This window comes from Streptomyces sp. NPDC005722 (genome assembly GCF_040630935.1).
Lineage (GTDB): Bacteria > Actinomycetota > Actinomycetes > Streptomycetales > Streptomycetaceae > Actinacidiphila.
Window position 1 is genome coordinate 1 of record NZ_JBEXYN010000021.1, and the last position, 12,562, is coordinate 12,562.

General features: G+C 74.1%; 14 protein-coding genes. 7 read left to right on the forward strand and 7 right to left on the reverse strand.

Annotation, left to right across the window (positions count from 1 at the left end):
• Positions 1–272 precede the first annotated feature (272 nt).
• A complete protein-coding gene (paaK, locus tag ABZ479_RS23155) occupies positions 273–1,619 on the reverse strand; it encodes a phenylacetate--CoA ligase PaaK (protein WP_500463361.1) in 1,347 nt (448 codons plus the stop codon).
• A complete protein-coding gene (paaI, locus tag ABZ479_RS23160; RefSeq protein WP_499603035.1) occupies positions 1,616–2,029 on the reverse strand; it encodes a hydroxyphenylacetyl-CoA thioesterase PaaI in 414 nt (137 codons plus the stop codon). Before paaI ends, paaK begins: the two co-directional genes overlap by 4 nt.
• 110 nt (positions 2,030–2,139) lie before the next feature.
• On the opposite strand from paaI, the gene ABZ479_RS23165 reads away from it, so the two are divergent.
• The 6 genes from ABZ479_RS23165 to paaE all read left to right on the forward strand — a co-directional run bounded on the left by ABZ479_RS23165 (position 2,140) and on the right by paaE (position 7,238).
• Complete coding sequence (locus ABZ479_RS23165; RefSeq protein WP_500463362.1) at positions 2,140–3,345, forward strand: thiolase family protein; 1,206 nt, start codon at positions 2,140–2,142, stop codon at positions 3,343–3,345.
• Between the two features lie 110 nt (positions 3,346–3,455).
• Positions 3,456–4,439 carry a 1,2-phenylacetyl-CoA epoxidase subunit PaaA gene (gene paaA / locus ABZ479_RS23170; protein ID WP_500463363.1) on the forward strand — a complete coding sequence of 328 codons (984 nt, stop codon included), beginning with the start codon at positions 3,456–3,458 and terminating at the stop codon, positions 4,437–4,439.
• Positions 4,436–4,744, forward strand: coding sequence for a 1,2-phenylacetyl-CoA epoxidase subunit PaaB (paaB, locus tag ABZ479_RS23175; RefSeq protein ID WP_018562414.1), 309 nt, complete (start codon positions 4,436–4,438; stop codon positions 4,742–4,744). Before paaA ends, paaB begins: the two co-directional genes overlap by 4 nt.
• A 9-nt stretch (positions 4,745–4,753) precedes the next feature.
• On the forward strand, positions 4,754–5,611 hold the full coding sequence (gene paaC / locus ABZ479_RS23180; protein ID WP_500463364.1) for a 1,2-phenylacetyl-CoA epoxidase subunit PaaC: 858 nt from the start codon (positions 4,754–4,756) through the stop codon (positions 5,609–5,611).
• Positions 5,608–6,129 (forward strand): 1,2-phenylacetyl-CoA epoxidase subunit PaaD, encoded by a 522-nt coding sequence (paaD, locus tag ABZ479_RS23185; protein ID WP_500463365.1) that lies wholly within the window; start codon positions 5,608–5,610, stop codon positions 6,127–6,129. Before paaC ends, paaD begins: the two co-directional genes overlap by 4 nt.
• Positions 6,129–7,238 carry a 1,2-phenylacetyl-CoA epoxidase subunit PaaE gene (gene paaE, locus ABZ479_RS23190; protein WP_500463366.1) on the forward strand — a complete coding sequence of 370 codons (1,110 nt, stop codon included), beginning with the start codon at positions 6,129–6,131 and terminating at the stop codon, positions 7,236–7,238. Before paaD ends, paaE begins: the two co-directional genes overlap by 1 nt.
• A 137-nt stretch (positions 7,239–7,375) precedes the next feature.
• Here the strand turns inward: paaE and ABZ479_RS23195 are convergent, their stop codons facing one another.
• The 5 genes from ABZ479_RS23195 to ABZ479_RS23215 all read right to left on the reverse strand — a co-directional run bounded on the left by ABZ479_RS23195 (position 7,376) and on the right by ABZ479_RS23215 (position 11,608).
• A complete protein-coding gene (locus ABZ479_RS23195) occupies positions 7,376–7,510 on the reverse strand; it encodes a CsbD family protein (RefSeq protein WP_499603291.1) in 135 nt (44 codons plus the stop codon).
• The gene (locus tag ABZ479_RS23200; protein WP_500463367.1) at positions 7,464–8,345 is read right to left on the reverse strand and encodes a YhjD/YihY/BrkB family envelope integrity protein; all 882 of its coding nucleotides are present in this window, start codon (positions 8,343–8,345) and stop codon (positions 7,464–7,466) included. The genes ABZ479_RS23195 and ABZ479_RS23200 overlap by 47 nt, the downstream gene beginning before the upstream one ends.
• 167 nt (positions 8,346–8,512) lie before the next feature.
• Positions 8,513–9,628 carry an iron-containing redox enzyme family protein gene (locus tag ABZ479_RS23205; protein WP_500463368.1) on the reverse strand — a complete coding sequence of 372 codons (1,116 nt, stop codon included), beginning with the start codon at positions 9,626–9,628 and terminating at the stop codon, positions 8,513–8,515.
• Positions 9,585–10,841 (reverse strand): carboxylate-amine ligase, encoded by a 1,257-nt coding sequence (locus tag ABZ479_RS23210; RefSeq protein ID WP_500463369.1) that lies wholly within the window; start codon positions 10,839–10,841, stop codon positions 9,585–9,587. Before ABZ479_RS23210 ends, ABZ479_RS23205 begins: the two co-directional genes overlap by 44 nt.
• A 305-nt stretch (positions 10,842–11,146) precedes the next feature.
• The gene (locus ABZ479_RS23215) at positions 11,147–11,608 is read right to left on the reverse strand and encodes an SRPBCC family protein (RefSeq protein ID WP_500463370.1); all 462 of its coding nucleotides are present in this window, start codon (positions 11,606–11,608) and stop codon (positions 11,147–11,149) included.
• Between the two features lie 162 nt (positions 11,609–11,770).
• Here ABZ479_RS23215 and ABZ479_RS23220 point away from each other — a divergent pair, with 162 nt between their 5' ends.
• Positions 11,771–12,442: an HAD family hydrolase gene (locus ABZ479_RS23220; RefSeq protein ID WP_500463371.1), complete on the forward strand. Its 672-nt coding sequence runs from the start codon at positions 11,771–11,773 to the stop codon at positions 12,440–12,442.
• Positions 12,443–12,562 lie beyond the last annotated feature (120 nt).

The following is a 12,562-nucleotide window of genomic DNA, read 5'->3' on the forward strand; positions in this document are numbered from 1 at the left end:
CCGCATCAGCGTCCTGTTCGCCATGCTCCGCGACGGCACCTACTACCAACCCAGAACCCCCCGCCTCGCTTGACGAAAGACATAGAGGCACCCCCGCACCACGTGCCGCGCGGGGCGGTCAGCGGCCCTGCGGCCAGACCCCGGCCGAGCCGGACGCCCAGTGGTCCCGAAGGCGACGCCCCGGTAGCGGCGGGTGAACGCCGGGCCGGACGGCTGCAGGTCAAGGCGATGCGGCCGAGGGTGTGGGGGCGGGGGGGCGTGGGGACGCGCCGCTAATCGGCGCGCAGGTCCCGTACGCGGCGGATCTTGCCGACCGAGCGCTCGACGGTGTCCGGGTCGACGACCGTCACCTCGACGCTGACGCCCACGCCGTCCTTGACGCCGGCCGCCACGGAACGCGCCGCCTCCTCGCGGAGCCCGGCGGGGGCGTCGGGGCGCGCCTCGACGACGACCTCCATGTGGTCCATGCGCCCGCGCTTGGTCAGCCGGATCTGGAAGTGCGGGGCCACGCCGGGCGTGCGCAGCACGATCTCCTCGATCTGGCTCGGGAAGACGTTCACCCCGCGCAGGATGATCATGTCGTCGGAGCGGCCGGTGATCTTCTGGATGCGGCGGAAGGCCGGGCGGGCGGTTCCGGGGAGCAGGCGCGTCAGGTCGCGGGTGCGGTAACGGACGATCGGCAGCGCCTCCTTGGTGAGGGAGGTGAAGACCAGTTCGCCCTCCTCGCCCTCGGGCAGCGGCTCGCCCGTGACCGGGTCGACGACCTCGGGGTAGAAGTGGTCCTCCCACACGTGCAGGCCGTCCTTGGTCTCCACGCACTCCTGGGCGACGCCCGGGCCGATCACCTCGGACAGCCCGTAGATGTCGACGGCGTGGATGTCCATGCGCTCCTCGATCTCCCGGCGCATCTCCTCCGTCCACGGCTCCGCGCCGAAGATGCCGACCCGCAACGAGGTGCCGCGCGGGTCGACGCCCTGGCGCTCGAACTCGTCCAGCAGGGTGAGCATGTACGACGGGGTGACCATGATGATCTCGGGCTTGAAGTCCTGGATGATCTGGACCTGGCGGGCCGTCATGCCGCCGGAGGCGGGGATCACCGTGCACCCGGCGCGCTCGGCGCCGTAGTGCGCGCCCAGGCCACCGGTGAACAGGCCGTAGCCGTAGGAGACGTGCACCTTGTGGCCGGGCCGGCCGCCGGCGGCACGTATGGAGCGGGCCACCACGTCGGACCACATGGACAGGTCGTTCTCGGTGTACCCCACCACGGTGGGCAGTCCGGTCGTGCCGCTGGAGGCGTGGACGCGGCGCACCTGGTCCATGGGGACGGCGAACATGCCGAAGGGGTAGTTGTCGCGCAGGTCGGCCTTGGTGGTGAAGGGGAAGCGCGCCAGGTCGTCCAGGCTCCCGCAGTCCTCGGGGCGCAGTCCGGCCTCGTCGAACTTCTTCCGGTACGCCTCGACGTTGTCGTACGCGTGGCGCAGCGTCGCCTGGAGCCGGGTGAGCTGGAGCTCCCGCAGTTCCGCCGGGTCCAGCTTCTCGGCGGCGTCCAGCAGGCCGTGGGGGAGCGGCTCTCCCAGGCGCGCCCCCGCCGTCGACCGGTCCGTCGGCTCGCTGCTCATCCGTTCTCCTCCGTGCGTCCGATGCTGCGGCTGCGCCCGCGGAACTCGGCGACCACCTGGTCGCCCCGCAGGATGCTCACGTCGTAGATGCCGCTGCGGCCGAAGCGGGTGCGCTCCTGCGCGGTCGCGACCAGCTCGTCCCCCTCGTGGACGGGGGCGACGAAGGTGATGTCGGCCCCGGCGGCGACCGTCACCGGGCCGTGGCTGTTGCAGGCGCAGGCGAAGGCGGTGTCGGCGAACAGGAAGAGGTAGCCCCCGTGGGCGATGCCGTGGCCGTTGACCATGGCCGCGGTGACGGTCATGCGCAGCACGGCCGTCCCCTCGCCGGTCTCCAGCAGCTCGATGCCGAGGCTCTGCGACGCCTTGTCTGCGGCGAACATGATCTCCGCCGGCCCCTGCGTCGTGTCCATGGCACCCCTCACGATCGTCACCGCCCTTGTGGACCGACCGAACATTCGGTTAGCGTGCGGCACGCCCAAGGTAATCCAGCATCCGAACTGCCTGTCAAGAGGTGGAACGCATGTCCCAGCACCTCCCCGCGCGGCCCGCAGACGAGGTCTTCCTGATCGACGGCGCCCGCACCCCGCAAGGGCGTTACGGCGGCGCCCTGGCGTCCGTCCGCCCCGACGACCTCGCCGCCCTGGTGGTCGGCGAGGCGGTGAGGCGGGCCGGGATACCGGCCGCGGCCGTGGACGAGGTGATCCTCGGCGCCGCCAACCAGGCGGGCGAGGACAACCGCGATGTCGCCCGGATGGCCGTGCTACTGGCCGGCCTGCCGCACACGGTGCCCGGCTACACCGTCAACCGGCTCTGCGCCTCCGGGCTCACCGCCGTCGCCTCGGCGGCGCAGGCGATCCGCTCCGGCGAGGCGGATCTGGTCGTCGCCGGCGGTGTGGAGTCGATGACCCGTGCCCCGTGGGTCATGGCCAAGCCCGGCACCCCGTGGGCCAAGCCCGGCGAGGTGCACGACACCTCCCTGGGCTGGCGCTTCACCAACCCGCGCTTCGGCGCCATGGAGACGCTGTCCATGGGGGAGACCGCGGAGGAGGTCGCCGCCCTGGACGGGATCACCCGCGCCGACTCCGACGCCTTCGCGCTGCGCAGCCACCGGCGGGCCGTCGCGGCCCAGGAGGCCGGCCGCTTCGACCGCGAGATCGTGCCGGTCGCCGTCAAGGACGGCGAGGTCACCCGCGACGAGGGCCCGCGTCCCTCCACCACCCTGGAGAAGCTCGGCACCCTGCGCACGATCTTCCGCAAGGACGGCATCGTGACCGCCGGCTCCTCCTCGCCGCTCTCCGACGGCGCCACCGCCCTCGTGGTCGCGGGCCGCGCGGCGGTCGAGCGGTACGGGCTCACGCCGCGCGCCAGGATCGTCACCGCCGCCACCGCCGGTGTCGAGCCCCACCTGATGGGCCTCGGACCCGTCCCGGCGACGGAGAAGGCCCTCGAGCGTGCCGGATGGCAGGCCGGCGAGCTGGACGCGGTCGAGCTCAACGAGGCCTTCGCCGCCCAGGCCCTGGCGGTCGTCAGCCGGCTCAAGCTGGACGAGGAGCGGGTCAACGCCGACGGCGGCGCGATCGCGCTCGGCCACCCGCTGGGCTGCTCCGGCGCCCGCATCCTGCTCACCCTCCTCGGCCGCCTGGAGCGCGAGGGCGGCCGCCGCGGCCTCGCGACCCTCTGCGTGGGGGTCGGCCAGGGCGTGGCGATGCTGGTGGAGCGGGTGTGAGCGGGGCCTCCCGCGGGCCGGGCGCGGCCGTCGTCCACAGGGCTTGCCGGGTACGGCAAAGTTCGTCAGACTGTAACCGAACGAATGGTCGGTAGGGGAAGCTGGTATCGATGACCACACCGAACGCCACCGTGCCGGCGGAGGGCGCGCAGGCGCCGCTCCAGGAGCACTTCGAAGCCACGATCGCGCGGGACCAGCGCATCGAGCCGCGGGACTGGATGCCCGAGGGCTACCGGAAGACGCTGGTCAGGCAGATCGCGCAGCACGCGCACTCGGAGATCATCGGCATGCAGCCCGAGGGGGAGTGGATCACCCGCGCCCCGTCGCTGCGCCGCAAGGCCATCCTGTTCGCGAAGGTCCAGGACGAGGCGGGCCACGGGCTCTACCTGTACTCGGCCGCCGAGACCCTGGGCGTGGACCGCGCGGACCTCACGCAGCGCCTGATCGAGGGCCGCCAGAAGTACTCCTCGATCTTCAACTACCCGACCCTGAGCTTCGCCGACGTCGGCGTCATCGGCTGGTTCGTCGACGGCGCCGCCATCTGTAACCAGGTGCCGCTGTGCCGTTCCTCCTACGGGCCCTACGCCCGCGCCATGGTGCGCATCTGCAAGGAGGAGTCCTTCCACCAGCGGCAGGGCTACGAACTGCTGATGACGATGATGCGCGGCACCGAGGCCCAGCGGGCGATGGTGCAGGACGCGGTGGACCGCTGGTGGTGGCCGTCGCTGATGATGTTCGGCCCGCCCGACGGCGACTCGCCCAACTCGGCCGCGTCGATGGCCTGGAAGATCAAGCGCCACAGCAACGACGAGCTGCGGCAGCGGTTCGTCGACATGACCGTCCCGCAGGCCGACAGGCTCGGCGTGACCCTGCCCGATCCCGAGCTGCGCTGGAACGAGGAGCGCGGCCGGCACGACTTCGGCACCCCCGACTGGTCGGAGCTGCAACGGGTCATCAGCGGCGACGGACCGTGCAACGACGCGCGGATGGAACGCCGCCGCACCGCACACGAGGAAGGCGCCTGGGTGCGCGAGGCCGCGACCGCCCACGCCGCCAAGCAGGCGGCCCGGGCAGAGGAAGGAGCCGTGGCATGAGCACCACCGGCGACAGCACGACCCGGGCCGAGTGGCCCCTGTACGAGGTGTTCGTCCGCGGCAAGCGCGGCCTGAACCACGTCCACGTCGGCTCCCTGCACGCCGCCGACGACCGCATGGCGCTGACCCACGCCCGTGACCTGTACACGCGGCGCAACGAGGGCGTGAGCATCTGGGTGGTGCGCTCGGAGCACATCACCGCGTCGACGCGGGACGAGAAGGACCCCTTCTTCACCCCCAGCGCAGACAAGGTCTACCGGCACCCCACCTTCTACGACATCCCCGAAGACGTCCCCCACATCTAGGAGCAGGGCATGAGCGACGAGCACGTCTACCTGTCCCTGGCCGAGGGGCACGACGACAGTGACGCCCGCTGGGCCTTCGGCACCGGCTTCGAGGACCCGCTGCACGGCGTCGACACCACCGTGCCGGAGGGCGTGGACGCCGCGGAACTGGCCGCCCGCTGCCTGGCGCTCGGCGACGACGCCCTGGTCGGCGCCCAGCGCCTGGCCGAGTGGTGCACCCGCGCGCCGGAGCTGGAGGAGGAGGTCGCCCTCGCCAACATCGGGCTCGACCTGCTCGGCCAGGCCCGCCTGCTCTACTCCCGGGCCGGCCAGGTGGACGGCACCGGCCGCGACGAGGACGCCTACGCCTACTTCCGGGACGCCGCCGACTTCCGCAACGTCCGCCTCGCCGAACTGCCCTGCGGGGACTTCGCGTTCTCCATGGCCCGGCTGCTCGTCGCCTCCAGCTGGCGGCTCGCCGTCTTCGAGCGGCTCGCCCGCACCGCGCAGGACCCGGTGCTCGCCGCCATCGCCGCCAAGGGCGTCAACGAGCTGACCTACCACCGGCAGTACGCCGCCGAGTGGACGGTACGGCTCGGCGACGGAACCGAGGAGTCGCACCGCCGCATGCGGGCCGGCCTGGAGGAGGTCGCCCCCTACCTGGAGGAGCTGTTCACCGCCGCCGCGACGTGCGGCGCCGACCCCGCCGCGGTGCGCGAGGAGGTGACCGCCGCGCTGCGCCAGGTCACCGCGACGGCGGGGCTGCCCTCCGTCGGGGCCGAACCCCTGCCCGGCCACGGCCGCGAGGGCGACCGCACGGAGCACCTCGCCCCGCTGCTCGCCGAGTTGCAGGGCGTCGCCCGCGCGCACCCCGGAGCGGTCTGGTGAGCACCGTGACCGCCCTCACCGACGCACACCGGGCGGCCCGCGTGGCCGCCGAGGTGCCCGATCCCGAGCTGCCCATGCTGACCCTGGCCGACCTGGGCGTCCTGCGCGACGTCGAGGTCGCCCGGGACGGCACGGTGGTCGCCGCCCTCACCCCCACCTACTCGGGCTGCCCCGCCATGGCGGAGATGCGCGCCGACGTGGCCGCCCGGCTGCGCGCCGCCGGCTTTGACCGGGTCGAGATCCGCACCGTCCTGGACCCGCCGTGGACGACCGACTGGATCACCCCCGAGGGCCGCCGCAAGCTCGCCGAGCACGGCATCGCACCCCCCGGCCCGGCGCCCCGGCGTACCGCGGGGCCGGTGCCGCTGGTGCTCACCCCCACACGGCGCTCCGTCTCCTGCCCCCGCTGCGGCTCGGCGGACACCGAGGAGACCTCGCGCTTCGCCGCCACCTCCTGCAAGGCCCTGTGGCGCTGCCGTGCCTGCCTGGAGCCGTTCGAGTACGTCAAGGAGATCTGATGGCCCCGACCACCCCCGCCCCGCAGGCGCCGGCCCCGCGGGTCCGCCGCCGTCCGGCCTTCCACGCCCTGCGGGTCGCCGCGGTCGAGCCGCTCTGCGAGGACGCGGCCGCCGTCAGCTTCGACATACCGCGGGAACTGGCCGCGGAGTTCGCCTTCGCGCCCGGGCAGTCCCTCACCCTGCGCCGCGAGGTCGACGGCCGGGACGAGCGGCGCTCGTACTCCATCTGCTCCCCCGCCGGCGCCACCCCCCGCATCGGGGTCCGCGTGGTGCCGGGCGGGCTCTTCTCGGCCTGGCTCGTGCACGAGGTGCGCGCGGGCGACACCGTCGAGGTGATGGGTCCCACCGGCGCCTTCACCCCCGACCTCACCGCGCCCGGGCACCACGTGCTGATCGCGGCGGGTTCCGGCATCACCCCGATGCTCTCCATCGCCGAGTCCGTCCTCGCCGCGGACCTCGGCTCCCGGGTCACGCTCTTCTACGGCAACCGGCGCACCGACACCGTCATGTTCGCCGACGAACTCGCCGAGCTGAAGGACCTGCACCCCGCCCGGTTCCAGCTCGCCCACGTGCTCTCCAGGGAGCCGCGCGAGGCCGACGTGCTCTCCGGCCGCCTCGACGCCGGACGGCTCGCCACCCTCGTCGAGGGCCTCGTCGACGTGCCCAACGCCGACCACTGGTGGCTGTGCGGCCCGCACGGCATGGTCGTCGACGCCCAGCAGGTCCTCGCCGGCCTCGGCGTGCCCGGCGACCGGGTGCACCAGGAGCTGTTCTACGCGGACGACGAGCCGGTCACCCCCGTCCGCCACGAGGACGCCGTCGCCGAGGGCCCGGTCAGCCAGGTCACCGTCGTCCTCGACGGCCGGACGACCACGGCCGCCCTGCCGCGTGACCGGAGCGTCCTCGACGGCGCCCAGCGCACCCGCCCCGACCTGCCCTTCGCCTGCAAGGGCGGCGTCTGTGGCACCTGCCGGGCGCTCGTCACCGACGGCAAGGTGGAGATGCGCCGCAACTTCGCCCTCGAGGAGTCCGAGGTCGACGCGGGCTACGTGCTGACCTGCCAGAGCTACCCGGTCTCCGACGAGCTGACGGTCGACTACGACAGCTGACACCCCCTCGCCCGCCCGCCCCGGGAAGCCGTCGGCGGGGACTGCCGGGGACCGCGAGCATGCCCGTGGGGCCGGGGGCGCGTTGTGCGCCCCCGGCCCCACGGGACTCCCACGAACGGTGTGCGGCGGGGCCGGCGTCAGTGGTCGAGGGTGTCCTTGCCCTTCTCCACTACTTGCTTGGCGTCGCCCTTGACCTGGTCGGCCTTGCCCTTCATCCGCAAGCTGTCATCGCCGGTCAGCTTGCCCGTGGCCTCCTCGGCTTTGCCCTTCATCTTCTGGCCGGTGTTCTTGACCTTCTTCTCGGCACCCATGGGGTTCTCCTTCCGGGGGTCGATCGGCGCTTCCTTGCGCCTGCCCGGAAGGTCCCTGATGAAACCATTTGCTCGGATTCTGGAGATGGCGGCCGAGCAGGGCGCCCCCGAACACCACGAAGCCCACCCCGATCAGCCAGCACTGCACGATCAGCACCGTGCCCACGGCCCCGTACGAGACGGCGTTGGTCACGATCAGCGGGGAGAACACGAACGACGAGAAGACCCGCAGACCGATGAGGCCGACCATCGTCGCGACCGCCCCGGGCGCCAGCGCCGCCCACGGCACCTGCCCGGCCAGCAGGAAGTACTGCCCCCACCAGAAGAAGACGAAGCCCAGGAGGACGGCCGTGCCGCCGCGGAGCACCGTGTCCGGCCACCCCGCGCCCAGCACCGCCCCGCTCTGCGCCTCCGCGAACAGGTACGCGGTGAGCGCGGCCAGCCACACCGCGCGCCGCCACACGTGGTGCCACGGGGTGGGCGGCACCTGCCAGATCCGGGTGTACCCCACCTCGACGCACGCCGCGAAGGAGAGCCCGAACAGCGCCAGTGCCAGCAGGCTCAGGCCGCTCGTACTGCTGATCACCTTGCGCGGGGCCGCGAACAGCTCCTTCACGGCCCGCGCGGGTTCGGCCGACAGCCCCATGCCGTCGACGACCCACTGCGCGAAGCCGTAGCCGTGGAAGGGCACGGCCGCGGCGACCACGATCAGCAGCGGGACCAGCGTCACCAGACCGAGCGCGGCGAAGCCCATGGAGCGCTGCAGCAGCTCCAGTTCGCCGCCCTGGTGCCACATGCGGCCCGCCCGCGACTCCCGCCACGACCGGTACGGATGGCGGAGCCATCGGGCCGCCCCACCTGCCATCGCGGCGGCCTCAGCGCACGGTGGCGTCGGCCGCCCCGCGGCGTGCCGTCCCCACCCGCGTCCCCAGGGGTGCTGAGCGCATCGCGCGACCTCCTTGCTCAGGCCTCCTGAGGTGCACTTTCCCCGTACGGTCCGGACGAACCGGACGCCCCCGGCAGCCCGGCCGGCCCCGGCGCCGCGCGCAGCGAGGTGCGCCCGGCGCGCCACGCCCCCAGCAGGTGCTCCTCCACGCGCCCGTCCAGCAGCGCCGTCGCGCGGATCCCCAGGACGACGTCGGCGGTGAGGCCGGGTTCGCGGGCCAGCAGGTCACCGATGACGTCATGGCGCATCACCTGCTCGTGGACCGCGTCGGCCTCGATGTGCTCGTCGTAGAAGTGCCGGCAGGCCGGGCCGCCGCCGAGCCGGTCGATGGCCTTCACCGTCCGGCGGGCGGCCGGCGCCGTGGTGATCTCGCCGGCCGCGAAGTGCCCCACGAGCGCCCCCCGCAGTTCCCGGTGCAGGCCCAGCCAGGACATCAGGTTGACGGTGGCGAGGGTGACCGCCGGCACGACGTCCACGTAGTGCCCGTAGGAGGGGTCCAGCCCGGCGTCCTGCAGCAGGTCGGCGAAGAGCCGGGCGTGGACGCGCTCCCCGCGCCCGCTGCCGAACTCGTCGTACTCGACGGCGACGAGCGCGGCCTTCGCGCGGCCGGTGAGCCTCGGGATCACCCACGCGTGCGGATCGGCCTCCTTCAGCTGGTACACCGACCGGTGCACGAAGTACTCCCGCAACTGCTCCCAGGTGGCCTCGTCGCGCAGGAAGTGCGACACGCCGCGGGCGTCACGGGGCTCGGTGAGCAGCGCCTCCAGTTCCCGGTCGAGGGCCGTACGGGCCGCGGCGCCCGCCGGTGCCTCCGGCAGCCCGGCGCGGATCGCCGCCCCGAAGGCGGCCTCCATGGCGCCGCGCAGCCCCAGCAGTCCCGGATCCCACTCCCAGCCGGGGTGCACTCCCGCAAGACCCCGGTAGTGCAGCTCGTAGCAGACGTGCAGGGCCAGCTGCAGGTCCTCGCCGAACGGGTCGGCGTCCTCGACCGCCCCCGCGGCCGGTGCCGGCGCGGTGCCCGGCGGGCCCCCGGTGAGCGCGTCCAGCACCGCCCGGGAGAGGGGGCCCCTCGGCGCGGGCGGCGTGGGCTCAGTGGTCCGGGAATCGGTCGGGAGGTCGGAGACCACGTCCATCGGGTCCTCCGTCGGTCGGTGCGGTGACGTCCTCGGGGTACGGGCGTCCGCTGGTGCCCCTGCCCGGTGACGCCGGGGGCATGCGGCCCTCCGCCGCCGTCTGCTCGACCAGCATGTCCACCGCGGCGCGTGGCCCGCCCGCCTCCCCGGCCCGTCGCTGCCGGTCCGCGCCGCTGCCCGCACGGGCCAGCGCGGCCACGGCGTCGCGGACGAAGGCCAGGTCACCGGTCTCCTCCAGCGCGGGCGTGACGCGTTCCAGCAGCTCGTCGCGGAGCGCGGTCGCGGGCACGCGGGTCTCCAGGACGGGATGGATCCCCGGCCCCGACATCCCGTAGCGGGCCGCCGACCAGAGCGCGGCCGCGGCGAGCTGCGGTGTCGTGGGCGGGGCCGGAACGCCCCGGGAGAGTTCGCCGAGCGCCGTGCGCACCAGCGCCCGCGTGAGGGCCGCCTGCAACGCCGTCTCCCAGGTCGCCCCCAGCGCGTCGGCGGCCCGCACCTCCACCGTGGGCAGCCGGGGCGAGGGCCTGGCCAGCCAGAACGTCATGGCGTGGTCTACCAGCACCCCGCACTCCACCAGCCGGTCGACCTCGGCGTCGTGCTCGGCCGCCGAGGCGAACCACGGCGGGATCCCGGAACCCGGGAAGCGCGCCTGGTCCAGTACGCGCCAACTGGAGTAACCGGAGTCGCGCCCCCGGTCGTACGGCGAATTGGCCGACAGCGCCAGCAGCGTGGGCAGCCACGGCCGCAGGTGGTTGACGACCGCGACCGCGGTGTCCCGGTCCGGTACGCCCACGTGCACATGGCAGCCGCACGCCCGGTAGCCGCTCGCCTGGCTCTCGTAGAGGCCGGCGATCGCTGCGAAGCGGGCGCCCGCGCTGATCCCCGAACGGCCGTCGAGGACGGGCGTGCCCGACGAGACCAGCCGGGCGCCCTCGGCCGCGGCCGCGTCGGCCAGCAGCCGCCGCGTGGCCGCCAGCTGGCCGGTCAGCTCGGGCAGGCGCGTGGCGACACCGGTGGCCGACTCGATCTGGGCGGCCGACAGCTCGTGCTGCAGCGCCACGTCCGGTGCGGCCGGCGGGAGCCTCGACGCCCGGGCGATGACGGCGGCGGCGCCGTCGACCAGCCGCCCCGTCCCCGGGTCGACCAGCAGGAACTCCTCCTCGACCCCGAAGGTCAGGCCCCCCGCCGGCGCCCGGTCGTCCACATTGCCCATGCACCCCACCTACCCCGCCCGCGCCGTACCGGACCCGCCCGGCCGGGGGTGGGTGTGCCGGGGCGCTGGTGCGGGTGGCGGAGGCGCCGCGCCGTCATGTCGGCCGTGGTCGAGGCCGCCACCCGGCAGCGCACGGCGCGGAGGTGGCCCTCCTGCTGGAGCGCGCCGCGCGGCGCATCCTGGACCGCGGCGACGCCGTGGCCGCGATCGCCGTGCTCACCCGGGCCGTGGAGCTCAGCCCGCCGGACACCGACCCGGCCCCGGCGACCCCGCCGGGGATCGTCGCGCCCAGGTCGTCCGGCGGGTCAGCCACCCGGGGCGACACGGCCGCGCCAGGCGCCCGTTTCGCTGCCCCGCTCCTCGATGAAGTGCTTGAACCGCCGCAGGTCGCCCCGCGCCCGCCGGTCCACGACGCCGAGCGCGTCGGCGGCCCTCTCCGCGAGCCCCGAGGTCTCCACCTCCATGGCGAGGTTCACCCGGGTGTGCGACGGGTCCAGCTCCAGGAAGGTCACGACACCGCGCTGACGGACGTCCCCGGTGACGGTGCGCCACGCCACCCGCTCGTCCGGCAGCTGGTCGACGATCTCCGTGTCGAACTCCCGGCGGGCACCGGCGACGTTCGTCACCCAGTGGTTGTGCCGGTCGTCGACCTGGGTCACCTGTTCCACGCCCTCCATGAAGTTCGGGAACTCCTCGAACTGCGTCCACTGGTTGTACGCGGTGTGCAGCGGGACGTCGACGTCCACGGATTCGCTGATCGTGCCCATGGGTCCTCTCCCTTCGGGGATGCGTCGCTGGGTCGGCTTCCCGGTGCGGCTGCGCCTAACCGTCCGCGGTACGGGGGTTGACCGCGGGGGAACCGGACAGGCGGGGGGAAGGAGGGCCGGCAGCACACGGGAGCGGGCCGGACCGAAGGAGGACACGCACCCATGGACGACGACCGGGAACGAGTGGCGCTGTTCGACATGGACGGCACCCTCGTCGACACCAACTACCTCCACGTCGTCGCCTGGTCGGAGGCCTTCCGGCAGGCGGGGCACACCGTGCCGATGGCGGAGATCCACCGGTGCGTCGGCATGGGCTCGGACCACCTGGTGGAACGGCTGCTCGGCGAGGCACGGGACACGAGCCGGGACGACGCCATCAGCGCCGCCCACAAGGCGCTCTACGCCACGCACTCGGCGACGCTCACCCCGCTGGAGGGGGCCGCGGACCTGCTGCGCGCGGTCGCCGCCCGGGGCCGCCGGATCGTGCTGGCCACCTCGGCCGACGCCGTGGAGCCGGCCGCCATGCGCGCCGCCCTGGACGCCGACGACGTCATCGACGACGCGACCAGCGCCGACGACGTGTCCGCGAGCAAGCCCGCCCCCGACCTCGTGCGCCGGGCCCTGGACCGGGCCGGTGTCGACGCGGACCGCGCGGTGTTCGTCGGCGACACCGTTTGGGACGTGCTCGCGGCGGGCCGGGCCGGCGTGCCGTGTGTCGCGCTCCTCTCGGGCGGGGTGCCGCGCGCCGACCTTGAGGATGCGGGCGCCGTCGCCGTCCACCACGACCCTGCTGACCTGCTGCGGAGCCTCGACGGCAGCCCCCTGTCCGCCTGAGGCGCCCCGCGGCGTTGGCCGGCCGCGTCGTGTGCGCGCCCGCGGGCAGCGCTGGGGCTCGGGCCCGCGGCCCGACGGCGCCGGGCGCCTGCCACGACCCGGGCCCGGCGGGGGCCCCGG

Coding starts and splice junctions, on each gene's coding strand:
- paaK (WP_500463361.1), bottom strand. CDS start 1,619: ATGAGCAGCGAGCCGACGGACCGGTCGACGGCGGGGGCGCGCCTGGGA.
- paaI (WP_499603035.1), bottom strand. CDS start 2,029: ATGGACACGACGCAGGGGCCGGCGGAGATCATGTTCGCCGCAGACAAG.
- ABZ479_RS23165 (WP_500463362.1), top strand. CDS start 2,140: ATGTCCCAGCACCTCCCCGCGCGGCCCGCAGACGAGGTCTTCCTGATC.
- paaA (WP_500463363.1), top strand. CDS start 3,456: ATGACCACACCGAACGCCACCGTGCCGGCGGAGGGCGCGCAGGCGCCG.
- paaB (WP_018562414.1), top strand. CDS start 4,436: ATGAGCACCACCGGCGACAGCACGACCCGGGCCGAGTGGCCCCTGTAC.
- paaC (WP_500463364.1), top strand. CDS start 4,754: ATGAGCGACGAGCACGTCTACCTGTCCCTGGCCGAGGGGCACGACGAC.
- paaE (WP_500463366.1), top strand. CDS start 6,129: ATGGCCCCGACCACCCCCGCCCCGCAGGCGCCGGCCCCGCGGGTCCGC.
- ABZ479_RS23195 (WP_499603291.1), bottom strand. CDS start 7,510: ATGAAGGGCAAAGCCGAGGAGGCCACGGGCAAGCTGACCGGCGATGAC.
- ABZ479_RS23200 (WP_500463367.1), bottom strand. CDS start 8,345: ATGTGGCACCAGGGCGGCGAACTGGAGCTGCTGCAGCGCTCCATGGGC.
- ABZ479_RS23205 (WP_500463368.1), bottom strand. CDS start 9,628: ATGGACGTGGTCTCCGACCTCCCGACCGATTCCCGGACCACTGAGCCC.
- ABZ479_RS23210 (WP_500463369.1), bottom strand. CDS start 10,841: ATGGGCAATGTGGACGACCGGGCGCCGGCGGGGGGCCTGACCTTCGGG.
- ABZ479_RS23215 (WP_500463370.1), bottom strand. CDS start 11,608: ATGGGCACGATCAGCGAATCCGTGGACGTCGACGTCCCGCTGCACACC.
- ABZ479_RS23220 (WP_500463371.1), top strand. CDS start 11,771: ATGGACGACGACCGGGAACGAGTGGCGCTGTTCGACATGGACGGCACC.